A 23,333-nucleotide genomic window follows, 5' to 3' on the forward strand; every position below is an offset into this window, starting at 1 on the left:
AGGTGCCGCGCAGCGCCCGACCGCGGGTGGGCGCTCAACCGGATGTGGTCCTCGCTTTATGGTACCAAATACTGCAACAATTGTGCGGAGTTAGACGTCACAAAAGCGCCCGCCCGGGGGGCGGTCGGGCGCTGCGCGGCGGCGCGTGAACGCGCCTTTACTCCGCGCATTGGCACCAAGCTGTGAGGGTCCGCTCCAGGCCATTCATCACGTCACCCATCCCCCCCCGCCATCGGGCAGCGTGACACCGTGAATGGGCGCGCCTCTGGACATCGCGCCCCACCCGCGCTCTACATGCCGCCATGACCGATCCGATCTATGCAATCCCCGACATCCACGGGCAGGACGCCCTTCTCGAAGAGGCGCTCGACCGCATCGCCCGCGATGGCGGGCCGGGCGCGCGGGTGGTGTTTCTCGGCGATCTCGTGGATCGCGGCCCCGACAGCCGCGCGGTGATCGAGCGGCTGATGCTGGGCCAGGCCGAGGGCCGCCCGTGGACGGTGCTGCGCGGCAATCACGACCAGATGTTCCTGGACTTCCTCGACAGCGCGACACTGCATTCGCCGCGCGTGTCCTCGGGACTTGCGTGGCTCCACTTCCACCTCGGCGGGGCCGCGACACTCGCCTCCTACGGCGTCGCCGCAGCCGACCCGGAGGTGGCCCATGCCGAGGCCCGGACCGAGGTGCCGCAGACGCATCGCGACTGGCTTGCCTCCCTGCCGCTCTGGTACAAGGCCGGGCCGCTGCTCTTCGTCCACGCCGGGATCCGCCCCGGTTTCGCGCTCGACGCCCAGGGCCCCGACGATCTGATGTGGATCCGCGCGGGGTTTCTCGACCACCCCGACCCGCACCCGTGGCTGGTGGTCCACGGCCACACCGCGCTCGACCACCCCGCCCATTTCGGCAACCGCATCGACCTCGACGGCGGCGCCGGGTTTGGCCGCGCGCTCTGGCCCGCGGTGTTCGAGGGTCGCGACTGCTGGCTTCTGGACGACACCGGTCGCGTGCCCCTCACTCCCGCCGGATGATCCCGGTGATCGCCGCCGCCCCGACGGCGGTGACGATCCAGCCGAACAGCTTGAGAAACCACGAAAGCACCCATGCCACGCTGCCCCATGCGGTCGCCGTGGTCGCGGTCCAGGCCGCCTCCTGCCCCAGATCGACCAGCGGGATGAACACATCCGCCGCATAGGTCGCGGCGGCAAAGGTCTGGTAATGCTGCCCCACCTCCGACGCCTCCCACGCCAAGGCAGGCATGTCGGGATTGGTCGCCATCGCCTGCGCCCAGTGCGGCGAGGTGAGGATAATGTCGGAATTCGGAACCATGCCGCCAAAGTTCCAGACCCAGAGATAGAACGATCCCATCACGGCAATCGTGCCAATCAACCAAATCAGCACCCTTTGTGGCGCATGACCATACCCGACCATCGTGCGCAGCGCTCCATGCCAGAGCGGCCTGATGCGCAGTTCCAACCCAAGTCTGGCCAGCCGGTTCTGAATCTCGTGATGATCTGACGGCGTCACCTGCGCATCGCGCCGCTCACGTAGGTCGCGTTGTTCCTCAAGTGCGCGGCGTTTCCAGTCTCGCGCGAGCAGGATTTCCTTCTCCAACCGTACCCGCCGCGCGTCGCCTGTATGCCCCATGCTTTGCATCACATGGGCAAGCTGCTCATAGGGCTGCGGGCGAAACTCTTCGGCAGCAACGGCATCCTTAGCCAGCCATTTCAACCGCATCCGGGTATCCATTGGTCCGTGAATACGCTCATACCGAAACCCGTTGAGATGGAGGTGCCCGATCTTCTCCCAACTCGCCGTGTCATCCGCCAGGTCCCCGACCCTGGCCCCGTTCAGGCCCACCGCCCCGCTGACCGCCTCGACCTCGCGCCAGATGACTGCCACAGCCTCCATCTTCTGCGCGTTCAGCGCGTCGCCCTCCGCAGCCTCGAACCGCGCACCGTTGCAAGCCAACTGCCCGCCGATTTCAGCCCCGGACAGGCTCACCTCTCCCGTCGCCGTGACCCCGCTCAGGAACACGGCGCCCGTCACCCGCGCGCCCTGCGCGTTCAGCGCCGTGCCCTCCGCGTTCTCGAACCGCGCCCCCTCGCAAGCCAACTGCCCGCCGATTCCGGCCCCGGACAGGCTGACCTTCCCCGTCGCCGTGACCCCGTGCAGGAACACGTCGCCCGTCACCCGCGCGCCCTCCGCGTTCAGCGCCTTACCCTTTGCAGTCTTGAACCGCGCACCATCGCAAGCCAACTGCCCGCCGATTTCAGCACCAGCCAGGGTCACCTGCTCGGTCGCCGTCACCTCGCGCAGGAAAACATCACCCGTCACCCGCGCGCCCTGCGCGTTCAGCCCCGGCAGGTGGCTTTTGCTAAGGTTCAGGATTTCGAACCGCGCTTGCAGCGCCTCGATCTGGGTCTCAAAGCGACAAGCGAGAAGTCCAGTCACCCCCTTTGCAGTCGCGAAATCCAGGTCGAGCGTGTCCGTCACATAGGCCCCCATCAGAGCCACCCCCGCATCCTGCGTCGGGCAGGTCTCGCACCCCCCGCAGATCAGATAGCGCAGGATGTCGGCCCGGACGGTCCGCGCATCGCTCGGGCCAGCGGGCAGCTTGCCATCCCCCAGAACTGTCGGCTCCCCCGCCCGGCAATTCTCCAGCAGGGTTTTCTCCGCGGTGGTGAGTGTCGCCGCGTCGATGTCGTCATGGGTCCGGATCATCATCACATGTCACTCGCGCAAGGGGATATCGGGGCGTTGTCCAGACAACCACCTTACCCATTCCCTGACAAGCCGCGCGCTTCCCCCGCGAACCTCCCGGTTCGTGCGCTGAACCTGCAGGTTCGCCCGATGTGCCCCCATGTCACCGTTGCCTTCGCGACCGCCCTGTGGCTACTCTCCATGCAACCAGACAGGGAGGACCCCCATGACCGATATCGTGATTCTCGACGGCTGCCGCACCGCCATCGGCACGTTCGGCGGCAGCCTCGCGGGCACGCCGCCCACGACGCTCGGAACTATCGTTGCAAAAGAAGCACTTGCGCGATCCGGCGTCGAGGGCGGGCAGATCGGTCACGTGGTCTACGGCCATGTCATCAACACCGAGCCGCGCGACATGTATGTCAGCCGTGTCAGCGCCATCGACGCCGGCATTCCCGACACGGCGCCCGCGATGAACGTCAACCGCCTCTGCGGCTCCGGCGCACAAGCCATTGTTTCCGTTGTGCAATCCCTTATATTGGGCGATGCCGATTTCGGCCTCGCCGGCGGTGTCGAGAACATGAGCCGCTCGCCCTTCATCATCCCCGATCAGCGCTGGGGCGCCAAGATGGGCGACGTAACAACGCGCGACATGATGCTCGGCGCGCTCAACTGTCCGTTCGGCACCGGCCACATGGGCGTGACGGCAGAAAATGTCGCGTCGGAACATGGGGTTAGCCGCACCGACCAGGACGCCTTCGCACTCGAGAGCCAGCGCCGCGCCGCGCTCGCCATCGAAGAGGGGCGGTTCAAGTCGCAGATCGTGCCGGTCGAGGTGCGCGTGAAGCGCGACATGGTCCCCTTCGACACCGACGAGCACCCCAAGCCCACGACGCCCGAGGCGCTCGCCGGTCTACGCCCGGTGTTCCAGAAGGACGGCAGCGTAACCGCCGGAAATGCAAGCGGAATCAACGACGGTGCCGCCGCGCTCGTGTTTGCCCGTGCCGAGGCTGCGGAGGGCGCGGGCCTCAAGCCGCGCGCCCGGGTTCTGGGCTATGCCCATGCCGGGGTGCGCCCCGAGGTAATGGGCATCGGCCCGGTCCCGGCGGTGGAAAAACTGCTGGCGCGCACCGGGCTGTCGGCCTCGGATTTCGACGTGGTGGAATCCAACGAAGCCTTTGCAGCCCAGGCACTTGCGGTCAACAAGGGCCTCGGTCTCGACCCCGCCCGCGTTAACCCGAATGGCGGCGCCATCGCACTCGGCCACCCCGTCGGCGCCACCGGGGCAATCCTCACCGTCAAGGCGCTTTACGAGCTCGAGCGGACCGGGGGCAAACGCGCGCTCATCACCATGTGCATCGGCGGCGGTCAGGGCATCGCGCTCGCCATCGAGACGCTCTGAGCCTTTATTTTCTAGCTTTAACCGCTTGTTCACGACGATGCCGGATTGTGGGATGACCACGATCCGGCGCGGCGGAGGGCAGGCATGAGCCTGGCAAACAAGCTGGCAGAGGAACGGCGCGCGCGCCTCGCCGCCGAACGTCTGCTGGAACAGAAACAGGCGGAACTGCACGCCGCCAACCGCAAGCTCGGGCTGCACGCCCGCGCGCTCAGTCACGAGATCACCGAGACACGCGCCGAAGTCCAGACCGTGCGCAACGAGAACCAGCGCGTCAAATCCGATCTCAGCGTCGCCCATGAGAAGATAGAGATCGCCGAACGCCGGCTCTGGCACTCGATCCAGACCATCGAGGACGGCTTCGCCTTCTTCGATGCCGATAGCCGGATGATCGCCGCCAACGACGCCTGGCTTGCCGTGTTCGACGGGGTCGAGGCGGTTCGGCCAGGCGTTAGCTATATTGAGATTTTGCAGGTCATCACCGAGGAGGGCATCGTCAATATCGGCGACATGAGTCCGCATGCCTGGCGCGAGCGCATGCTCGACCGCTGGCAGGGTCCCGCCCCCGAGCCCGAAGTAATCCGGTTGTGGAACGGGCACTATATCCGCCTCACCGACCGGCGCGGCGCAGGCGGCGACATGGTTAGCCTGGTGCAGAACATCACCGCCACGATCCGCTACGAGAAGGAATTGAAAGAGGCCCGCCGCCGTGCCGAGGCCGCGAACCGCGCCAAATCCGCCTTTCTCGCCAACATGAGCCACGAAATCCGCACACCGATGAACGGAGTTGTGGGCATGGCCGACCTGCTGATGGAGGGCACGCTCGACGACGAGCAGCAGCTCTATGTCAACACCATCAAGCATTCGGCAGAGGCTCTTCTCGTCATCATCAACGACGTGCTGGACTATTCCAAGATCGAGGCCGACAGGCTCGTCCTGCATCCCGAGCCCTTCGACCTGGAGCGTTGCATTCACGAGCTTGTCACGCTGATGCAGGCCCATGCCCGCGATCGTGGGATCAACCTGCTGGTGGATTACGACCTGTTCCTGCCGACGCAGTTCATCGGCGACCCGGGGCGTATCCGCCAGATCCTGACCAATCTCGTGGGCAACGCGGTCAAGTTCACCGAGGCCGGGCACGTGATGATCCGCGTCACCGGCATGCAGGCCGACGAGGGGGCTGACGCCGATATTCGCATCGCCATCGAGGATACCGGCATCGGCATTCCACCCGACAAGCTCGATCACATATTCGGCGAATTCAACCAGGCAGACGACGCGCAGAGCCGCAAGTTCGAAGGCACCGGGCTGGGCCTCGCCATCTCGCGCAAGCTTGTGCGGCTGATGGGCGGGGATCTGTGGGTCGAGTCGGAACAGGGGGGCGGCTCGACCTTCGGTTCTCGCTGCCCCTGCCTTCGGCCGAGGTAGCCATGCCCGAGGACGCAGGCCCCGATCCAGCACTCACACGCGCGCTGGTGGTCGAGCCGCACGATACTTGCCGCGCCCTGCTTGAACGCCAGCTTGGCGCACTCGGCCGGCAGGTAACCGCCTGTGCGGATGCCCGCGCCGCGCTCGATCTTGTCGCCGCCGACGCGCCCGATCTGGTCATCTGCGACCACCACATACCGGGTATGGACGGGTTCGAGCTTGCCACCGCGCTGCGTGCGGGGGGGTATGCTATGCACATCATCGTGCTGAGCACCAATTCCGGCAGCGCCGCCCAGGATCCAGCGTATGGCGACGTTCAGGCGGTGCTCCAGAAACCGGTGGCGCGGCGTGATCTCATCACCGCGCTTGCCGCGCTCTCCGCGCCGGGTCCTGTCATCGCGTCAGCCGGTGACGGGTGCGACAAGAACCGCGCCCCCGTCACACCGCGCGCGATGCGGGTGCTCGCCGCCGAGGACAACAAGACCAACCGCCTCGTTTTTTCCAAGATGGTTCAGACGCTCGATATCGACCTGACCTTCGCCGAGAACGGGCGCGAGGTGGTCGCGCTTTTTCAGAGCGTGGTGCCCGATATCGTGTTCATGGACATATCCATGCCCGAGATGGACGGCAAGGATGCCACCCGCGCCATCCGCATGATCGAGGCCAACACGGGCGGGCACGTACCGATTGTGGCGATGACCGCCCATGCAATGTCGGGGGACGATGCCGATATCTTCGCCGCCGGGCTCGATCACTACCTGCCCAAGCCGCTCAAGCGCGCGGCCATCGTCGAGCACATCACCGCGGCGGCAGACCCGGCGTTGCGCCCGCCCGAAGGCACGGCAGCTCAGGCAGCGGGTTGATCGCGCAGGAACACGGGCCGGTCGGGCGCTGACAAGGCGGGCGCGTGCCGGTAGCCACCGGTGTCGAAATCAGAGAGGCTCTCCGGGTCACACAACCGATTCTGGATGATGAAACGTGCCATCGCGCCGCGCGCGCGCTTGGCATAGAAGCTCACGATCTTTGGCTCGCCGCCCCGCTCTTCCATGAAAACCGGCGTCACCACCCGCAGCCCGAGCGCGGCCAGATCGACCGCGCCGAAATATTCCTGGCTCGCGCAGTCCACAAGCGTATCGGTGCCGATCTCCTCGGCCTGCGCCTTGAGCGTCCGGGCAATCTTGTCACCCCAGTAGTCGTAAAGCGTCTTGCCACGATCAGTCGCGAGACGGCTGCCCATTTCCAGACGATAGGGCTCGATGGCATCGAGCGGACGCAAGAGACCATAAAGCCCCGACAGGATACGGAAATGATCCTGTGCCCAGGCCATCTCGTCCGGGTCCAGCGAGCCGGCCTCCAGCCCTTGGTAGGTGTCACCGGCAAAGGCGAGCGCGGCGGGCTTCACCTCCATCGTGCCGAACGCGGAGAACCGGTCAACGTTAAGCCGGGCGAGGCTGTCGCTGATCTTCATCAGCTTTTGCAACTCGCCCGCGTCGAGGCCGCGCGCCACCTGCGCCAGTTCTTCGGCCTCGGTGCGAAAGGCGGGGCACGTGGGCGTGATACCGTGAGCGGGACTCATGTCCATCTTCTTGGCGGGTGAGACGACAACCAGCATGCGCGAAATCCCTCTCGTGACGGCAACGGGTGTGAGTTAGCCCGCCATCCGCAGAACGTCCAGAAAGGCCGGGCCGAAACGTTCGGCCTTTTGCGGACCCATGCCGGGCAGGCGTTCCAACGCCTCAAGCGTCGAAGGCCGCCGCTCGGCGATCTGGCGAAGGGTGGAATGGGTGCAGGACAGGGGGCGCAGCGTGCCACAATCGCCGCGCGCCAAGTCACGCTGCACCTCTATCAGCCGGTCATAGACCTCGCCCGCCGCGCGCCCCGCCAGTTTGCGCCGGGTCGGATGCACCTCTTCCACCGCGCCGTTGATGACCTCGAGAAATGCCGCGCCGTACCGCTCCAGCTTGGTCGCGCCCACGCCCCCGATCCGGGCCATCGCGTCGAGATCGGCGGGCCGGGTCTCGGCCATCTCGATCAGCGTGCGATCGTTGAACACGATGTAGGCGGGCACGCCCGCCGCCTCGGCCAGCGCGCGGCGTTTCGCCTTGAGCGCCGACAGGAGCGGCGCGTCCTCCTCCGACACCAGCGCCTTGACCGCCGGGCGCGGCGTGCGCTCCGCTACCTCGCGGCGCAGACGGATCGGGATCTCGGCCCGCAGGATCGGGCGGGCGGCCTCGGTCATCACCAGGGCACCGTGCCGTTCGGGATCGGGGCGTACCAGATCGTGCCCCATCATCTGCCGGAACACCCCCTGCCAGCCGCGCCGGTCCATGTCGCGGCCCACACCAAAGGTGGGCAGATCGTCATGCCCCCGCGCGCGCACCTTGTCCGTCGGATTGCCCATCAGAATGTCGATCAGATGCCCGGCACCAAAGCGTTCCTCGGTGCGCAGGATCGCCGAGAGCGCCTTTTGCACCGCCTCGGTGCCATCGAATGTCTCGGGCGGCGTCTCGCACAGGTCGCAATGACCGCAGGGCGCGGCCTGCTCGCCGAAGTAGCGCAACAGCGCTACCCGGCGACATTCCAGCGTCTCGGCAAGACCCAGAAGCGCATTGAGCCGCCCGTGATCCGCCCCGCGCCGTTCAGGCGGGGCGAGTCCCTCGTCGATTTGCGTGCGGCGCAGCCGGATGTCGTCGGGGCCATAGAGGGTGAGCGTCTCGGCAGGTGCGCCGTCGCGCCCGGCGCGCCCGATTTCCTGGTAGTAGGCCTCGATGGATTTAGGCAGGTCGGCATGGGCGACCCAGCGGATATCGGGCTTGTCCACGCCCATGCCGAAGGCGACCGTGGCCACCACGATCAGCCCGTCCTCGGTGTTGAAGCGGTGCTCGACATGGCGGCGCCGATCGGCCTCCATCCCGCCGTGATAGGCGCAGGCGTTGTGCCCGGTCTCGGAGAGCGCCTGCGCGAGGCTCTCGGTCTTGGCACGGGTGCCGCAATAGACGATGCCGGATTGTCCCTTGCGTGCGGCGGCAAAGCTCAGGATCTGCTGGCGCGGCTTGTCCTTGGCAGCAAAGGCGAGATGGATGTTGGGCCGGTCGAAGCCGTGCAGGAAGACCTCCGGCGGCTGTCCGTCGAAGAGCTTGGCCACGATCTCGTCACGGGTTTCGGCATCGGCGGTCGCGGTGAAGGCGGCAAGCGGCACATTGAGCGCGCGCCGAAGCGCTCCGATACGCAGGTAATCGGGGCGGAAATCATGGCCCCACTGGCTGACGCAATGCGCCTCGTCCACGGCGATCAGGCTGACGCCAATGCGCCGCAGCATCCCGAGCGCCGCACCGGCGGCGAGCCGTTCGGGCGCGATGTAGAGCAGCTTGAGCCGCCGCTCCTCTAGCGCGGCCCAGACCTCGGCGGTCTCCTCCTCGGTATTGCCGGAGGTGAGCGCGCCCGCCTCGACCCCTGCCGCGCGCAAGGCCCGCACCTGGTCGCGCATCAGCGCGATGAGCGGAGAGATGACCACCGTCACCCCCTCGCGCATCATCGCAGGTAGCTGGAAACACAGGGATTTGCCGCCCCCGGTGGGCATGATGGCGAGCGTGTTGCAGCCGGTGGCGACGGTGTGGACGATCTCTTCCTGCCCCGGACGGAACGCGTCGAACCCGAAGACATCGCGCAAAAGCGTGGCAGCGCTCGGCATGGCAGTCCTGTAAGATTTTATTATCTGCTCTTACGGGAAGTGTTTCACACTAAGATTCGGTGAACAAGACCCTGCCTCAGTAAAACGCCGCCGCATTGTTCATCAGGATGATCCGCAGCGCGTAGACCCCGATCAGCACCACCAGCGGCGCGAGGTCGATGCCCCCCATGTTCGGCAGGATGCGACGCACCGGAGCATAGAGCGGCTCCAGCAGCCGGTTAAGCGCGTACCAGATCTGCGCCACCAGTTGCTGCCGGAGGTTCAGCACCTGGAAATTGATGAGCCAAGACATGACGACGTGCGCGATGACGAAGAACCAAAGCACATCGAGCAGCAGCATCAGGATCTGGAAAAGCGATTGCATGGTGGCCTGGCCCTCTTGTCTGAACGCCCCAAGACCTATGCGGGCTCGGGCGCGAGCGCAAGCCTGACGCGCGGTCGCGGTTGACGCCGGGCCAACCGCCTGCCAAGGCCGCGCCGGAACCACCGGAGACGCCCCATGTATCCCGTCATACGCCTGTTTTGGCAACTTTGGCGCCACCGCAACGACCCGCCGCTGCCGGTCACCGGAACCCATGTTTCGCACCACACCTGCCTGCCCTGGGATATCGACCTGTGGCGCGAGCTCAATAATGGGCGCACGCTCACGCTCTACGATCTAGGTCGCATCCCGCTTGCCGGGCGCGTCGGGCTGATCGCGGTGCTGCGGCGCGAACGCTGGGGGCTGACGATGGCGGGGGCGAGCGTGCGATATCGCCGCCGCGTCCGCATGTTCGACCGGATCGAGATGCGATCGCGGCTGTTGTCGTGGGATGCGCGGTTCATGTATCTTGAGCAATCCATGTGGCGGCGTGACGGAGAGTGCGCCAACCACATCCTCTACCGTGCGGCTATGACCGGGCGCGAAGGGATCGTGCCGCCTGCCGACGTGCTGGACGCGCTTGGGCACCCCGGGCTCGCCGCGCCGCCCCTGCCCGGCTGGGTCCGAGCGTGGATCGAGGCCGATGCCGCGCGCCCCTGGCCGCCGATGCAGGACCCCATAGAGGAATAGCTTGCCAGCCCGCGCCCGAGCCTGTCTTATCGCGGAAAACGGGCAGGGGACGGCATGGCGGAGATCTCGACGCGCAAGCGCATCTGGGGCTGGTTTTTCTTCGACTGGGCGAGCCAGCCTTATCACACGCTCCTCATCACCTTCATTTTCGGCCCCTATTTCGCCTCTGTCGCCGCCGAGTATTACATGAATACCGGCCTGCCCGAGCACGCGGCGGACGCGCGCGCGCAGGCGCTGTGGTCCACCGGGTTGACGGTCAGCGGGCTCATCATCGGGCTTGGTGCGCCAATCATGGGCGCCTTCGCCGACACCACGGGACGGCGGCTGCCGTGGATCATGGTGTTTTCGCTCATGTACGTGGTCGGGGCCGCGTCGATCTGGGGGATGATGCCCGACGGGTCGAACCTGTGGTTCGGCCTGCTGGCCTTCGGCGTCGGCTTCATCGGGGCGGAATACGCGCTCATATTCATCAACTCGCAGCTTCCGTCGCTCGGTAACGAGGAAGAGGTCGGCGCGCTTTCGGGCTCGGGCTTTGCCTTTGGCTACGCGGGCGGGGTGGTATCGCTCTTGCTCATGCTGGCGCTCTTCGTCGAACAGCCGAGCGGCAAGACCCTGATCGGCCTCGACCCGGCTTTCGGCCTGGATGCAGCGGCGCGCGAGGGGACGCGCTTTGTCGGGCCGTTCACGGCGTTGTGGTTCGCGCTCTTCATGGTGCCCTATTTCCTGTGGGTGCGCGATACCGGCCCGCCGCGGCAGGGGCGAGGCATGCGCGACGCACTCGAGCTTCTTGTCAACACGATCAAGGGCTTGCGCCATCGCCTGAGCCTGAGCGCCTATCTCGGCTCGTCGATGTTCTACCGCGATGCGCTCAACGGTCTTTACGGCTTCGGCGGCACCTACGCCATTCTCGTGCTCAACTGGTCGATCACCTCGGTGGGTATCTTCGGAATCCTCGGCGCGATCTCGGCGGCGCTGTTCAGCTGGCTGGGCGGCAAGCTGGATGCCCGCTTCGGGCCCAAGCCGGTTATTGTCGCGGCGATCTGGGGGCTGATCGCGGTCTGCGTGACGATCGTGGGGATGGACCGGAGCCAGATATTCGGCGTCCCGCTGGCCGAGGGATCGGCCCTTCCGGATGCTGTATTCTTTGGTTGCGGCGTGCTGATCGGGGGCTTGGGCGGCACGCTTCAGGCGGCAAGCCGGACCCTCATGGTGCGCCACACCGATCCCGCCGCCCCGACCGAGAATTTCGGGCTTTACGGGCTGTCGGGACGGGCTACCGCCTTTCTCGCCCCGGCGCTGATCGGCCTCGTCACCACCATGTCAGGCAGCGCGCGGATCGGCATCGCGCCGGTCATCGGGCTTTTCGTGATCGGGTTGTTGCTGCTAAGATGGGTCAGGTCCGAGGGAGATCGCATATCATGAGATGCATCGCCGCACTCATCGCATCACTGGCGCTTGGCGGGTGCATGGATGCGCAGGAACGCGCGCCCACCCCCGGCATCTTGTCGAGCCAGAGCATCCCCGCCTCGATGCAAGGGGTTCATGCCAAACAACTTTTTGGCGCACAGCCGCGCGGAAGCGAGCATGCGCCGGCCGCCTATGGCAGCTATGCCAAGGGCTGTCTCGCCGGGGCAGTGGCCCTGCCTGAAAGCGGCCCCACCTGGCAAGCCATGCGCCTGAGCCGCAACCGCAACTGGGGTCACCCTGAAACCATTGATCTCATTCGAAAATTATCCCGCCACGCCGCAGAGCAGCCGGGCTGGAACGGGCTCTACGTCGGCGATATCAGCCAGCCCCGCGGAGGGCCGATGCTGTCGGGGCATCGCAGTCACCAGATGGGGCTGGACGCGGATATCTGGCTACGGCCCGCCGACGATCTGGCACTGAACCGCGCGGCGCGGGAAAATATCTCTTCGATTTCAATGAGAAGGGAGAATGGTGCCTATACCAACGGCAACTGGACACGCGCGCATCACGAGATCGTCAAGGCCGCGGCCAAGGATCGGCGCACCGCGCGCATCTTCATCTTTCCCGGGGCCAAGGTGCAGATGTGCAAGAATGAAACCGGGGATCGCGCCTGGCTGCGCAAGGTGCGGCCGTGGTGGGGGCACCATTACCATTTCCATGTGCGGCTGAATTGTCCTGAAAATGCAAGGGGTTGCGTGGAACAGGCCGCGCCGCCACCGGGCGATGGCTGTGCCGAGGCGCAACAATGGGTGCGCAACATCCTGAACCCGCCGCCGCCCGACCCGGACGCGCCCAAGCCCAAGCCCCGGCGCGAATTGACGATGGCCGACCTGCCGAGGCAATGCGTGGCGGTGCTGCAGGCCGAATGAATCAGCATCCTGCGTCGGATTTTTCCCCCGCCACATGATTTTGTTTTGACATGGGCGGAATTTGTGGCACGCTTGTCTCAGGTTCAACAAAGCGAAAGGAGGTGGTCCAGTGTCTATAGAGGTATTGGAGCGAGGTGTCGGGACAGTCCGGGAGGCCGCCGTCTAGGGCAGCCCCGAGGCGAAAGCCACCCGGATTGGCGCGTGCCTGACCGGCCCGCCTCCGTGACTTCTGGAGGGCCGTCCCGAACCGGGGCGGCCCTTTTCAACCTGTAGGTTCGCGGCTCGAACCGCACGGTTCACGCCAACCTGCGACCGCCGCGTTAACCGGATCTGCCCATGCTGAGGATTACCGACGACATCGCCATCGAGGATTGGGAGCTGACCGAGCAGTTCATCCGCGCCTCGGGTCCCGGCGGGCAGAACGTCAACAAGGTAGCGAGCGCGGTCGAGCTGCGCTTCGAGGCGGACCGCTCGCCCAACCTGCCCGGCCCCGTGAAGGCGCGGCTCCGGCGGTTGGCGGGGCGGCGCTGGACCAAGGAAGGCGCGGTGGTGCTGCAATGCGACGAGACCCGCAGCCAGACCCGCAACCGCGAGATCGTGCGTGACCGGTTGGCCGAATTGATCCGGCAAGCCACGGTCAAGCCCAAGCGACGTGTCCCGACGCGGGTCTCGGCCAACCAGAAGCGCAAGCGCGTTGCGGCGAAGAAGCAGCGCGGCGAGGTCAAGGCGCTGCGCGGGCGCGTGGACGGGGAGGAGTGAGGGCCGGGCAGATTGAACCGGATACCAGGAATTGGTATATTGCGGTCAAAGGAGATACCCCATGCCCCGCAACACCTCGGTCGTGCTCAGCGACCACTTCAACGAGTTCATCGCTCGCGCCGTGGAAAGCGGCCGCTACAACTCGGCCAGCGACGTGGTGCGCGCGGGGTTGCGGATGCTGGAACGTCAGGAGGCGGAACTGGAGTTCGACAGACTGAAGGCCAGCCTTGAGGAGGCCGACAGGCAGGCGGCGAGCGGTGAAACCCTCGACGTCGATCCCGAACGCTTCCTCGCTGCCAAGCGCAAAGCATCGGCGTGACGGGATTTCGCCTGACACGGGCGGCGATGGCCGACCTGAATGACATCTGGGATTATTCAAGCGCAACATGGGGACCGGCCCAAGCGGAAGCCTATATCTCCGGGATATTCGAATGTTTCGCCCGCGCGGTGGCCGCACCGGGGACAGGGCGCGACCGGTCCGTCTTCGTGCCGGGTGCACGATCGCTGAAAACCGGGCAACACCTCGTGTTCTTCCGTCAGGGTGGGTCGGATGTCGTGATCCTGCAGGTGGTGAATGAGCGACGCAACTGGGCGGCGCTGAGTTTTGCGGACGAACAGGACTGACGTCACACCCATCCCGGCTTCTTCTTGGCACAAATACCCACACGGCGGGGCGCAGACCCGCCGCCGCCGGTAACGCAGCGTTCACGGGTGACAAGCGCGCGCAGGCGAGGCATCACGGGGATAAGCCAAGGGAGAGAGCCATGACCGATTATCCGCATCTTCTCGCGCCCCTCGATCTGGGCCATGTCACGCTGAAGAACCGCGTGCTCATGGGCTCTATGCATACCGGGCTGGAGGAGACGCGCGACTGGAACCGGGTGGCGGAATTCTATGCCGCGCGCGCGCGGGGCGGTGTGGGGCTGATGGTCACCGGCGGCATGGCGCCCAATCGCGAGGGCGGGGTGTTTCCCGGGGCAGCGGGCCTGTTCACGCCCGAGGATATCGCCAATCACCGGATTGTCACCGACCGGGTGCACGACGCGGGCGGGCTCATTGCCATGCAGATCCTGCACGCCGGGCGCTATGCCTATGGCAAGGAATGCGTGGCGCCCTCGGCCATCAAGTCGCCGATTTCGCCGTTCACGCCCACGGAGCTGGACGAGGCGGGGATCGAGAAGCAGATCGCCGATATCGTCACGGCGGCAGAGCGCGCCCGCGAGGCGGGGTATGACGGTGTCGAGATCATGGGCAGCGAGGGCTATTTCCTCAACCAGTTCCTCGTCACCCACACCAACAAGCGCACGGATCGCTGGGGCGGCTCTTACGAGAACCGGATGCGCCTGCCGCTGGAGGTGGTGCGCCGGGTGCGCGCGGCGCTGGGGCCGGATTCCATCCTGATCTATCGCCTGAGCATGATCGACCTCGTCCCCGAGGGCAGCACCCATGCAGAGGTGGTGCAACTGGCGCAGGCGGTGGAGGATGCGGGCGCGTCCATCCTCAACACCGGGATCGGCTGGCACGAGGCGCGGGTGCCGACGATTGCCACGAGCGTCCCGCGGGCGGGATGGGCCTGGGTCACGCAAAAGCTGATGGGCAAGGTGGGTATCCCGGTCATCACCTCGAACCGGATCAACACGCCCGAGGTGGCCGAGGGCCTGCTGTCGGAGGGCGTGGCCGACATGGTGAGCATGGCGCGGCCCTTCCTCGCCGATGCGGAGTTCGTCAAGAAGGCCGCCGAGGGGCGCAGCAAGACCATCGCACCCTGTATCGCCTGCAACCAGGCGTGCCTCGATCACACGTTCAGCGGAAAGCTCACCTCTTGCCTCGTCAACCCGCGCGCCTGCCACGAGACGGAGCTGGTGATCGCGCCCACCGAGGCCCCCAAGCGCATCGCGGTGGTCGGCGCGGGGCCGGCGGGGCTGTCGGCGGCAATCACGGCGGCGGGGCGCGGGCATGGCGTGACGCTATTTGACCGCGCGGGCGAGATCGGCGGGCAGCTCAACATGGCCCGCGTGATCCCCGGCAAGGAGGAGTTTCACGGGCTGGTGGACTGGTTCGGCGTGATGGTCGCCGAGGCAGGTGTCGAGGTGAAGCTGGGGCAGGATGTGCGCGCAAATGACCTCGCAGGCTTCGACGAGGTGATCATCGCCACCGGGGTGATCCCGCGCGACCCGGGCATCCCCGGACAGGACGGCCCCAACGTGGTGAATTACATCGACGTGCTGCGCGGAAAGGCAAAGGTGGGCAAGCGCGTCGCCGTGGTGGGCGCGGGTGGGATCGGCTTCGACGTGGCGGAATTCCTGGTCCACGCGGGCGAGAGCCCGACCGAGAATATCGCGCTCTGGCGCGAGGAATGGGGGGTGGGCGACCCGGCAGACGTGCGTGGCGGGCTGGCCCCGCAAGGGCCGCAGCCCGAGCCGCCCGCGCGTGCCGTGACGATGTTGCAGCGCAAGGCCGAGCGGCCCGGCAAGCGGCTGGGCAAGACCACGGGGTGGATTCACCGCGCGGCGCTCCGGATGAAGGGGGTCGAGATGGTGAGCGGCGTCAATTACGAGCGGATCGACGGCGACGGGCTGCACATCAGTTTCGGCGAGGCGCGGGAAAACCCGACGCTGATCGAGGCCGACACGATCGTGCTCTGCGCCGGGCAGTTGAGCGAGCGCAGCCTGGCCGATGCGTTGGAGGCCCGTGGCGTCACGGTCCACGTGATCGGCGGCGCGGATGTCGCCGCCGAGTTGGACGCGAAACGCGCCATAGACCAGGGCACACGGCTGGCCGCGGCGCTCTGAACGGCCCCCTCCGGCGCGGGGGGGTCGCCCGCGAAAGTGGAGGCGCTGGCCGACAGCGCGGCGGCGAATGTCACTACGATATGCGGTTTCATGGCATATCCGCCCTGAATGCGACCACAACTCGGGCAAAGCATACCCCGCAGGACAGATCATCGCCTCAATTTGCCGTGTTTCGGTGTTTCCGGTGCGGCGATAATTCCGACAACACCCCGATATTGTCAGTCGCGCGCCGCAGTTGCGCCTGATTTTTCCGCCACACCATCAGGTGATCGGAGAATGAGGTAGCAGTATGGATCGCCTGACGGAAATGGAGGCCTTTGCCACGGTGGTGGACCAGGGCGGGTTTACCGACGCGGCCCGCAAGATGGGTATTTCGAAATCCGCCGTGTCCAAGCATGTCTCTTCGCTAGAGGCGCGCCTCGGTGCACGGCTTCTCAACCGCACCACGCGGCGGGTCAGTCCCACCGAGATCGGGCTGGCCTATTACGACCGGGCGCTCAGGGTGCTCAACGACGCGGGCGAGGCGGATGCGCTGGTAAGCTCGATGCAGTCGGACCCCTCGGGGCTGTTGCGCATCTCGGTGGCCACCGATTTCGGCGTCAATCACCTGAGCCCGGTTCTGGGCCAGTTTCTCGAGGATTTCCCGGATATCACCGTCAACATGGTGCTCAACAACCGCTATGTGGAGCTGATTTCCGAAGGCTTCGACATGGCGGTGCGGATCGGCGACCTGGAGGACAGCACGCTACGCGCGCGCAAGCTGTCGAACACCACCCGCCGCATGATCGCGAGCCCCGCCTATTTCAAGAAATACGGACGGCCCCAGAAGATCGACGATCTCAACGAGCACAAGCTGTTGCACTATTCCAGCCAGGGCGGCAACGCGGTGTGGAAGCTGACCGCGCCCTCGGGCGAGAAGCGGCAGGTGCGTACCGCGGGCGGCCTGAGCGTCAATGACGGGCAATCGCTGCTCAACGCCGCGATCTCGGGCCTGGGGATCGCCTATCTTCCGTCGTTCCTCTATGCCCGGGCGCTGGCCGAGGGCCAGGTGGAGGACGCGATGCCCGACCTGCCGATGGAGACGCAGGGTATCTATGCCGTCTACCCGCCGGGCCGATTTACCCAGCCCAAGGTGCGCGCCTTTATTGACTTCCTTGTCCACCAGTTCGCCCAGAAAGGTCCGACGGACTGGTGAGGACAAGGCACCGGTGTCCTCCTCGTCAGCAATGACGACACCTCGTCCCGGCCCGCCCTCGTGCGGGCCGGTTTTTTGTTGGGGGCTCGCGTGTTGTTTGGCTGATAGAGGATGGCGGATGGAAGGAGGGGTCAGGGTGTTGGGTCGATAGGCCCGTATGACACGGTCAGATGGTGGGGTGGAAGGCCAAGGTGTGGGTTATGACGGGTCGGAACAGTCGGCAGGGGACTTTCAGCGCAAGGCTTGAGGGGCCGCGCGAGCGCCCGGCCGCCGGGTGGGCGCAGTTCGGTTTGTGTTATGCGATTTATGGTGAAAGATAATTCAATGATCACAGCTATTTGCGGCGTCGAGGAGCGCCCGCCCGAGGGGGCGGTCGGGCGCTCGCGCGGCGGCGTGCAAGCACGCCTTGTCCCGCGCGGGGCGGGTGGCGAATGGCAGGAACAGGCCAATCACCCGCCGCGCGACGCAATCTGCCACTGGCAACACCGCACCGCGTTGCACCCCCTCAGCCCCGGCCAAGAAACCGGATCACCGTGTCGCCGTAGCGGCGCTCCTCGATCAGGCGCAGGCCCTCGGGGGGAATGATGGGGGCGCTTTCTTCCCACACGATCAGCGCGTCGGCAGCGATCCAGCCGCCCGCCAGTGCCGCCGCGAGCGCCGCCTCGCCCAGACCCTTGCCATAGGGGGGGTCGAGGAAGACGAGATCATGGGGGGCGTCCGGGTTGGGGCCGGGCCTGCGTGCATCGAGAGGGAACACCCGCGCGGCATCCCCTGCCCCGCAGCGCCCGATGTTGTCGCGCAGGACCGACAGCGCCTTGCGCCCGCTCTCGACGAAGCTGGCCTGTGCCGCGCCGCGCGACAGCGCCTCGAGCCCGAGCGCGCCGGTGCCGGCGAAAAGATCGAGCACGCGCGCGCCGGTGACGGGATCGCCATAGCCGCCCGCCAGCACGTTGAAGAGCGCCTCGCGCACCCGGTCAGAGGTGGGGCGCAGATGCGCCGCCGCATCCCCCTTGCCAACGCTGGCCAGCGCCCGGCCGCGATGCGCGCCGCCGATGATCCTCACTTCAGAAGCGCCTTGAGATCGGTGATGGGGTCGGCGACGCGGTCCGGATCGGCGCTGCGCCCTGCCTCGATCAGCCGCTTGCCCACCATGTAGGCGCGCGGATCGTTCATGGCGTCCACCGCGAGCAGCCGGTCGCCCGCGTAGTACCAGAAGGACACCGCATCGCCCACCGCCCGCGTCACGATCCGGTCATAGCCGGTGCCTAACCCGGCGATCTGGAGCTTCACGTCGTATTGATCCGACCAGAACCACGGTTTGGGCACGTAGTCCTGGCCCGCGCCGGTGATGTTGTCGGCCACGCATTCGGCCATGTCGATGGCGTTGGGCACGCTTTCCAGCCGCAGCCGTTCGCGCCCGTATGGAAACGAGGCGCAATCGCCCGCGGCCCAGATCGCCGGGTCGTCGGTGCGGCCCTGCGCGTCCACGGCGATGCCATTGTCGATGGCGAGCCCCGCGTCCTCGGCCAGCGCGGTGTCGGGCACGATGCCGACGCCGACGATCACCATGTCCACCTCCAGCGCACTGCCGTCGGTGAGTCGGGCTCCCGTCACCTGCCCCTCGCCCACGAGCCGCTCTAACCCGACGCCCTCGCGGATATCGACGCCGTGGCGGGTGTGCAGCGCGCGGAAATAGTCCGAGGTTTCGGGCGCGGCCACCCGTTGCAGGATGCGCGGGGCCATCTCGACGAGGGTGACGGACATGCCGCGGCTTGCCGCCACCGCCGCCGCCTCGAGCCCGATATAGCCGCCGCCGACGATCAGCACCCGCGCCCCCGGCACCACCCCCGGCGCCATCGCATCGACATCCGCCAGCGTGCGCACGACGTGCACGCCGCCCAGATCGCCGCCGATGGCCGCGGGCAGGCGGCGCGGGCGCGAGCCGGTGGCGAGCACCAGCGTGTCGTAGCCGAGCCGGTCGGAGCCCATCACCACCTCGCACGCGGCGCGGTCGATGGCGGTGACGCGGGTGCCGGTGCGCAGGTCGATCCCGGCCTCGGCATAGGCGCTCTCGGGGCGCAGGAAGAGGCGTTCGAGCGCCATCTCGCCCAGCAGGTATTTCTTGGACAGCGGCGGCCGCTGGTAGGGCGGCACGGGCTCGTCCCCGATGAGCGTGATCGCACCGTCGAAGCCTTGGGTCCGCAGCCGCGTCACCAACGACGCCCCGGCCTGCCCGGCCCCGATCACCACCACGTGCGTCATCCCCGTCTCCCGCCTATCTTTGCCGTGGCCTCTTGCCTAGCACCGGCCTATTGTTACATCAAACGGCAACGCGACAGGAGAAAGGAAGCGACCATGACCATATCCACCGGCGACAAGCTGCCCGACGCGGACCTGCTGAAACTGGGCGAGGGCGGCCCCGAAACGGTGAGCCTGTCGGCCCTGACGAAGGGGCGCAAGGTGGTGATCTTTGCCGTACCGGGTGCCTACACCCCCACCTGTTCCTCGGCCCATGTCCCGAGCTTCATGCGCACCAAGGACGGTTTCGACGCCAAGGGCGTGGACGAGATCGTCTGCGTGAGCGTCAACGACCCGTTCGTGGTCAAGGCCTGGGGCGATACCACCGGCGCGGCGGAGGCCGGGATCACCATGCTGGGCGACCCGCAGGGCGCATTCACCAAGGCGATCGGCATGGATTTCGACGCGCCCCCCGCCGGGCTCATCGGGCGCTCGAAGCGCTATGCGATGGCGGTCGAGGACGGCCGCGTGACGGTGCTGCATGTCGAGGAAAGCCCCGGCACCTGCGAGGCCACCGCGGGCGAATCGCTGCTCGCGGCGATGTGACTGCCGGCGCTGGTGCGGGGGCGCTGATCCTCGCACCGCGCCCCCTTCTCGTGCCGTCAGGCCGGGGATATTTTCAGCAAGATGAAGCCGCGCCGGGTTTCTTCCTGGCCCAGATACTCGACCCCCCCGGTCTCAGTCCACAAGGCCGTCGAATTTGCGCGCGAGCTTGACGTCGAGCGCGCTCAGGCCGCCCACATCGTGGGTCGATAATGTGACCTCGACGCGGTTGTAGACGTTGAACCATTCCGGGTGGTGATTCCATTTCTCGGCCCAGAGCGCGGCGCGGGTCATGAAGCCCATCGCCTCGACGAAATCGCCGAACTTGTAGGTCTTGGCGATAGCGTCGCGCCCCTCGACCATCGACCAGCCGTTTTCCAGGAGCGGATCGAGGGTGGTCTTGCGGGCGGTGTTGCTGAGTTTCTCGGTCATTCGTGGTCCTCCATCGAGGTCTTGCGGAAGGGGCCGAAGCCGGTGAGGATCTCGATCTCTTCCTCGACGGCGGCGCGCTCGGCATCGAGATACTGTGCCACCGCCTCGGCGAAGCCCGGGTCGCGCAGCCAGTGCAGCGAATGAGTGGCCCGGGGCAGGTAGCCGCGGGCGAGCTTGTGCTCGCCCTGCGCGCCAGCCTCTACCCTTTGCAGCCCGTGTTCAATGGCGAAATCCATGGCCCGGTAATAGCACAGTTCGAAATGAAGGCAGGGGTGGTCCTCGGCGCAGCCCCAGTATCGGCCAAAGAGTGCCGAGCGCCCGATCAGGTTCATCGCCCCCGCCACCGGGCGGCCGCCGCGCAGGGCGAGCACCAACAGCACGTCGTCGCGCAGGCGGTCCTGTGCGAGATCGAAGAAGGCCCGGGTGAGGTAGGGCGTGCCCCATTTGCGCGCGCCGGTGTCCTGATAGAAATCCCACATCGCCTGCCAGTGCGCGGGGCGGATATCGTCGCCGGTGAGCGAGACGATCTCGCCGCCGAAGGCTAGCGCGCGGGCGCGTTCCTTGCGGATGGTCTTGCGCTTGCGCGACGAGAGATGCCCGAGGAAATCGTCGAAATCGCGATAGCCACGGTTGTGCCAGTGGTATTGCTGTGTCTGCCGGGCCAGGAGCCCTGCCCGTTCGCCCGCCGCTTCCTCGTCATCGGTGCAGAAGGTGACGTGCAGCGACGAAAGCCAGTTCTGCGCCACCAGCGCCGTGGCACCTTGCAGGAGTGCCGCGCGCCCCTCGTCCTCGTTCCCCGGGCGGGTCAGCAGCCGCCGCCCGGTCACCGGGGTGAAGGGCACGGCGATCTGCGCCTTGGGGTAGTAGCGCCCGCCCGCGCGCTCGTAGGCATGGGCCCAGGCGTGGTCGAAGATGTATTCGCCCTGGCTGTGGCCCTTGAGGTAGAGCGGCGCACAGGCGATCACCTGATCCGCCCGCGTCACCGTCAGGTGATGCGGATGCCAGCCGCTGCCGGGACCGACCGAGCCGCTGTCCTCGAGCGCCGCGAGGAAGCGGTAGGTGGTGAACGGATCCTCGGGGCGGTCGCCACCCTCGGCCTCGGGGCAGGCGCAGGCATCCCACGCCTCCGCGCCGATGGCGTGGATGCTGTCATGGGCGGTGACGGTCAGCTCGGTCTCGCTCATCCTCGCAAGTCCCCGGTTGCGTGCGGACGCATGTGTATCTGGCGCATCGGGCGCGCGCATCAAGCGGGCAGATCGGGGAGGTATCCCTCGAAGGTGACGGTATCGGCCACGCGGCGCGCGCGCGCCTCGGCCTCGGCGCTGCGCACGGTCCAGCACAGGATCGGCGCGCCGCGCGCGCGCAGGCGGGCGAGATGCGGGCTGTCGAGATCGCCCGCCTCGTGACTGACGAAACCCGCGCCCGCCGCGTCGTAATCGCGGATGGCGCGGAGCCGCGCGCGGGTCTCCTCGGGCAGGAGCGGCCAGTTTTCGGCGGAGAAGGCGCCGGTGACGAGACCGCGGGGGACCTGCGGCGCGCGCGCGGCCATCGCGATCATCATGTGCGGGTTGAAGGACATCACCGCCACCGGCCCCGCATAATCCGTAAGCGCCGCCACGGTGGCGGACTCGAGCGCACCGTCCGTCTCGCCCATCTGGCCATGCTGGTCCTTGAGCTCAACAAGGAGCGGCACCTGGCCGGCGACGAGGGCGAGGATCTCGGGCAGGTCGGGGATGCCCTCGTCGCCGCCCTTGAGGCGGATTTGCGCGAGTTGGGCGGCGTCGCGCCGGCGCACAGGGCCCGTCTCGGACGTGAGCCGCTCGAGGTCGTAATCGTGGAACACCATCGCTTGGCCGTCCCGGCTGGCTTGCAGGTCGATCTCGATTCCATAGCCTGCCGCAACCGCCGCGCGGACCGCGGCGCGCGAGTTCTCGGGGCGGCCAGCGTCGCGGTCATGAAGGCCGCGATGCGCCAGCGGCACAGCCAGGAACGCCTCGGGCAGCGGGGTCATCGGACGCGGAATATCCCGTCGATCTCGACCGCGACGCCGAAGGGCAGAGCCGCGGCAGAGACGGCGGCGCGGGCGTGCTTGCCCGCCTCGCCGAGCGCCTCGCCGAGGAAATCGGACGCACCGTTGATGACCTGCGGCTGCTGGGTGAAATCCGGGGTGGAATTGACGAAGCCGGTGAGCCGCACCACCTGCACCAGCCGGTCGAGATCGCCGCCGCAGGCGGCCTTGACCTGTGCCAGGAGGGCGATGGCGCAGACGCGCGCCGCCTCGGCGCCCGCCGCCACGTCCATGTCGGCCCCGAGCTTGCCGGTGAGCAGGCGGTCGCCGTCCTTGGCGATCTGGCCAGAGACGTAGAGCATCTCGCCCACCTGCACGTAAGGCACGTAATTGGCGGCGGGCATCGGCGCCTCGGGCAGGGTCACGCCCATCTCGGCAAGTCTGGTTTCGAACTGGCTCATGTCGCTTTCTCCTGTGGCGCGATTTGCCCTGACGCTAGCGGCGGCACGGGGTAATGAAAAGCCCCCTCGGGATGTCTGCTGCGTGGCGCGGGTCTCAATGGGAAAGGCGTGCCTGCCCGGACCGGCGCATTAGCGTGACGTCAGGGCGCATGTCGCCATTCTGCCACAGGAATGTGACCGATCGTCGGTCAGGGGTGGGTTTGCGCGGGCGATCGGTTATGTAACAAAGCATTCGACTCA

21 protein-coding genes and 1 pseudogene are annotated in these 23,333 nt (G+C 66.8%); 12 read left to right on the forward strand and 10 right to left on the reverse strand.

Annotated features, from left to right (window positions below):
• Positions 1-302: 302 nt before the first annotated feature.
• Positions 303-1,028, forward strand: a complete 726-nt coding sequence (locus C6W92_RS02830) for a metallophosphoesterase (RefSeq protein ID WP_129431559.1) — start codon at positions 303-305, stop codon at positions 1,026-1,028.
• Here C6W92_RS02830 and C6W92_RS02835 read toward each other — a convergent pair.
• Positions 1,012-2,724: a hypothetical protein gene (locus C6W92_RS02835; protein ID WP_129431560.1), complete on the reverse strand. Its 1,713-nt coding sequence runs from the start codon at positions 2,722-2,724 to the stop codon at positions 1,012-1,014. The two genes, C6W92_RS02830 and C6W92_RS02835, sit on opposite strands and share 17 nt — an antisense overlap.
• Before the next feature lie 202 nt (positions 2,725-2,926).
• Between C6W92_RS02835 and C6W92_RS02840 the strand changes: the two genes are divergently transcribed.
• On the forward strand, positions 2,927-4,102 hold the full coding sequence (locus tag C6W92_RS02840) for an acetyl-CoA C-acyltransferase family protein (protein ID WP_129431561.1): 1,176 nt from the start codon (positions 2,927-2,929) through the stop codon (positions 4,100-4,102).
• Between the two features lie 84 nt (positions 4,103-4,186).
• Positions 4,187-6,390, forward strand: a pseudogene (locus tag C6W92_RS02845) (response regulator).
• On the opposite strand, the gene yaaA reads toward C6W92_RS02845, so the two are convergent.
• From yaaA to C6W92_RS02860, 3 genes are all read right to left on the reverse strand, one after another.
• The gene (gene yaaA / locus C6W92_RS02850) at positions 6,375-7,139 is read right to left on the reverse strand and encodes a peroxide stress protein YaaA (protein ID WP_129431562.1); all 765 of its coding nucleotides are present in this window, start codon (positions 7,137-7,139) and stop codon (positions 6,375-6,377) included. The pseudogene C6W92_RS02845 and the gene yaaA sit on opposite strands and share 16 nt — an antisense overlap.
• 36 nt (positions 7,140-7,175) lie before the next feature.
• Entirely contained in the window at positions 7,176-9,218 is a 2,043-nt protein-coding gene (gene recQ, locus C6W92_RS02855; protein ID WP_129431563.1) for a DNA helicase RecQ, read from the reverse strand.
• 76 nt (positions 9,219-9,294) lie between these two features.
• Entirely contained in the window at positions 9,295-9,582 is a 288-nt protein-coding gene (locus C6W92_RS02860) for a YggT family protein (RefSeq protein WP_129431564.1), read from the reverse strand.
• Positions 9,583-9,717: 135 nt separating this feature from the next.
• Here C6W92_RS02860 and C6W92_RS02865 point away from each other — a divergent pair, with 135 nt between their 5' ends.
• The 8 genes from C6W92_RS02865 (at position 9,718) to C6W92_RS02900 (ending at position 17,351) form a co-directional block, all read left to right on the forward strand.
• Positions 9,718-10,269: an acyl-CoA thioesterase gene (locus tag C6W92_RS02865; protein ID WP_129431565.1), complete on the forward strand. Its 552-nt coding sequence runs from the start codon at positions 9,718-9,720 to the stop codon at positions 10,267-10,269.
• Positions 10,270-10,323: 54 nt separating this feature from the next.
• On the forward strand, positions 10,324-11,691 hold the full coding sequence (locus C6W92_RS02870; RefSeq protein ID WP_129431566.1) for an MFS transporter: 1,368 nt from the start codon (positions 10,324-10,326) through the stop codon (positions 11,689-11,691).
• A complete protein-coding gene (gene mepA / locus C6W92_RS02875; protein WP_129431567.1) occupies positions 11,688-12,605 on the forward strand; it encodes a penicillin-insensitive murein endopeptidase in 918 nt (305 codons plus the stop codon). The genes C6W92_RS02870 and mepA overlap by 4 nt, the downstream gene beginning before the upstream one ends.
• A 336-nt stretch (positions 12,606-12,941) precedes the next feature.
• The gene (gene arfB, locus C6W92_RS02880; RefSeq protein WP_104017500.1) at positions 12,942-13,364 is read left to right on the forward strand and encodes an alternative ribosome rescue aminoacyl-tRNA hydrolase ArfB; all 423 of its coding nucleotides are present in this window, start codon (positions 12,942-12,944) and stop codon (positions 13,362-13,364) included.
• Positions 13,365-13,425: 61 nt separating this feature from the next.
• Positions 13,426-13,683, forward strand: coding sequence for a type II toxin-antitoxin system ParD family antitoxin (locus C6W92_RS02885; protein WP_129431568.1), 258 nt, complete (start codon positions 13,426-13,428; stop codon positions 13,681-13,683).
• Positions 13,680-13,988 carry a type II toxin-antitoxin system RelE/ParE family toxin gene (locus C6W92_RS02890; protein ID WP_129431569.1) on the forward strand — a complete coding sequence of 103 codons (309 nt, stop codon included), beginning with the start codon at positions 13,680-13,682 and terminating at the stop codon, positions 13,986-13,988. The genes C6W92_RS02885 and C6W92_RS02890 overlap by 4 nt, the downstream gene beginning before the upstream one ends.
• A gap of 140 nt (positions 13,989-14,128) precedes the next feature.
• Positions 14,129-16,156, forward strand: coding sequence for an NADPH-dependent 2,4-dienoyl-CoA reductase (locus tag C6W92_RS02895; protein WP_129431570.1), 2,028 nt, complete (start codon positions 14,129-14,131; stop codon positions 16,154-16,156).
• Positions 16,157-16,445: 289 nt separating this feature from the next.
• A complete protein-coding gene (locus C6W92_RS02900; protein WP_104017496.1) occupies positions 16,446-17,351 on the forward strand; it encodes a LysR family transcriptional regulator in 906 nt (301 codons plus the stop codon).
• 505 nt (positions 17,352-17,856) lie between these two features.
• Here C6W92_RS02900 and rsmD read toward each other — a convergent pair.
• Together rsmD and C6W92_RS02910 are read right to left on the reverse strand one after the other, a co-directional pair.
• Positions 17,857-18,414 (reverse strand): 16S rRNA (guanine(966)-N(2))-methyltransferase RsmD, encoded by a 558-nt coding sequence (rsmD, locus tag C6W92_RS02905; RefSeq protein ID WP_129431571.1) that lies wholly within the window; start codon positions 18,412-18,414, stop codon positions 17,857-17,859.
• Positions 18,411-19,613 carry an FAD-dependent oxidoreductase gene (locus C6W92_RS02910; protein WP_129431572.1) on the reverse strand — a complete coding sequence of 401 codons (1,203 nt, stop codon included), beginning with the start codon at positions 19,611-19,613 and terminating at the stop codon, positions 18,411-18,413. Before C6W92_RS02910 ends, rsmD begins: the two co-directional genes overlap by 4 nt.
• A gap of 93 nt (positions 19,614-19,706) precedes the next feature.
• Between C6W92_RS02910 and C6W92_RS02915 the strand changes: the two genes are divergently transcribed.
• On the forward strand, positions 19,707-20,195 hold the full coding sequence (locus C6W92_RS02915) for a peroxiredoxin (RefSeq protein WP_129431573.1): 489 nt from the start codon (positions 19,707-19,709) through the stop codon (positions 20,193-20,195).
• A gap of 132 nt (positions 20,196-20,327) precedes the next feature.
• On the opposite strand, the gene C6W92_RS02920 is transcribed toward C6W92_RS02915, so the two are convergent.
• The 4 genes from C6W92_RS02920 to C6W92_RS02935 are packed head-to-tail and all read right to left on the reverse strand — an operon-like array spanning position 20,328 to position 23,093.
• On the reverse strand, positions 20,328-20,624 hold the full coding sequence (locus C6W92_RS02920) for a 4a-hydroxytetrahydrobiopterin dehydratase (protein WP_129431574.1): 297 nt from the start codon (positions 20,622-20,624) through the stop codon (positions 20,328-20,330).
• On the reverse strand, positions 20,621-21,808 hold the full coding sequence (locus C6W92_RS02925; protein WP_129431575.1) for a GNAT family N-acetyltransferase: 1,188 nt from the start codon (positions 21,806-21,808) through the stop codon (positions 20,621-20,623). The genes C6W92_RS02920 and C6W92_RS02925 overlap by 4 nt, the downstream gene beginning before the upstream one ends.
• Before the next feature lie 59 nt (positions 21,809-21,867).
• The gene (locus C6W92_RS02930) at positions 21,868-22,635 is read right to left on the reverse strand and encodes a glycerophosphodiester phosphodiesterase family protein (RefSeq protein WP_129431576.1); all 768 of its coding nucleotides are present in this window, start codon (positions 22,633-22,635) and stop codon (positions 21,868-21,870) included.
• Positions 22,632-23,093, reverse strand: coding sequence for a RidA family protein (locus C6W92_RS02935; RefSeq protein WP_129431577.1), 462 nt, complete (start codon positions 23,091-23,093; stop codon positions 22,632-22,634). Before C6W92_RS02935 ends, C6W92_RS02930 begins: the two co-directional genes overlap by 4 nt.
• Positions 23,094-23,333: the final 240 nt, after the last annotated feature.

The sequence above is a fragment of the Roseovarius sp. A46 genome (assembly GCF_004126395.1).
Taxonomy (GTDB): Bacteria; Pseudomonadota; Alphaproteobacteria; order Rhodobacterales; family Rhodobacteraceae; genus Roseovarius; species Roseovarius nitratireducens.

What these genes read in the sequence shown, in the direction of transcription:
- C6W92_RS02930 (WP_129431576.1), bottom strand. Translation starts at nt 22,635, where the DNA reads ATGACCCCGCTGCCCGAGGCGTTCCTGGCTGTGCCGCTGGCGCATCGC.
- C6W92_RS02935 (WP_129431577.1), bottom strand. Translation starts at nt 23,093, where the DNA reads ATGAGCCAGTTCGAAACCAGACTTGCCGAGATGGGCGTGACCCTGCCC.
- C6W92_RS02870 (WP_129431566.1), top strand. Translation starts at nt 10,324, where the DNA reads ATGGCGGAGATCTCGACGCGCAAGCGCATCTGGGGCTGGTTTTTCTTC.
- arfB (WP_104017500.1), top strand. Translation starts at nt 12,942, where the DNA reads ATGCTGAGGATTACCGACGACATCGCCATCGAGGATTGGGAGCTGACC.
- C6W92_RS02865 (WP_129431565.1), top strand. Translation starts at nt 9,718, where the DNA reads ATGTATCCCGTCATACGCCTGTTTTGGCAACTTTGGCGCCACCGCAAC.
- C6W92_RS02885 (WP_129431568.1), top strand. Translation starts at nt 13,426, where the DNA reads ATGCCCCGCAACACCTCGGTCGTGCTCAGCGACCACTTCAACGAGTTC.
- recQ (WP_129431563.1), bottom strand. Translation starts at nt 9,218, where the DNA reads ATGCCGAGCGCTGCCACGCTTTTGCGCGATGTCTTCGGGTTCGACGCG.
- C6W92_RS02925 (WP_129431575.1), bottom strand. Translation starts at nt 21,808, where the DNA reads ATGAGCGAGACCGAGCTGACCGTCACCGCCCATGACAGCATCCACGCC.
- C6W92_RS02915 (WP_129431573.1), top strand. Translation starts at nt 19,707, where the DNA reads ATGACCATATCCACCGGCGACAAGCTGCCCGACGCGGACCTGCTGAAA.
- C6W92_RS02910 (WP_129431572.1), bottom strand. Translation starts at nt 19,613, where the DNA reads ATGACGCACGTGGTGGTGATCGGGGCCGGGCAGGCCGGGGCGTCGTTG.
- yaaA (WP_129431562.1), bottom strand. Translation starts at nt 7,139, where the DNA reads ATGCTGGTTGTCGTCTCACCCGCCAAGAAGATGGACATGAGTCCCGCT.
- C6W92_RS02895 (WP_129431570.1), top strand. Translation starts at nt 14,129, where the DNA reads ATGACCGATTATCCGCATCTTCTCGCGCCCCTCGATCTGGGCCATGTC.
- mepA (WP_129431567.1), top strand. Translation starts at nt 11,688, where the DNA reads ATGAGATGCATCGCCGCACTCATCGCATCACTGGCGCTTGGCGGGTGC.
- C6W92_RS02840 (WP_129431561.1), top strand. Translation starts at nt 2,927, where the DNA reads ATGACCGATATCGTGATTCTCGACGGCTGCCGCACCGCCATCGGCACG.
- C6W92_RS02900 (WP_104017496.1), top strand. Translation starts at nt 16,446, where the DNA reads ATGGATCGCCTGACGGAAATGGAGGCCTTTGCCACGGTGGTGGACCAG.
- C6W92_RS02860 (WP_129431564.1), bottom strand. Translation starts at nt 9,582, where the DNA reads ATGCAATCGCTTTTCCAGATCCTGATGCTGCTGCTCGATGTGCTTTGG.
- C6W92_RS02920 (WP_129431574.1), bottom strand. Translation starts at nt 20,624, where the DNA reads ATGACCGAGAAACTCAGCAACACCGCCCGCAAGACCACCCTCGATCCG.
- C6W92_RS02835 (WP_129431560.1), bottom strand. Translation starts at nt 2,724, where the DNA reads ATGATGATCCGGACCCATGACGACATCGACGCGGCGACACTCACCACC.
- C6W92_RS02830 (WP_129431559.1), top strand. Translation starts at nt 303, where the DNA reads ATGACCGATCCGATCTATGCAATCCCCGACATCCACGGGCAGGACGCC.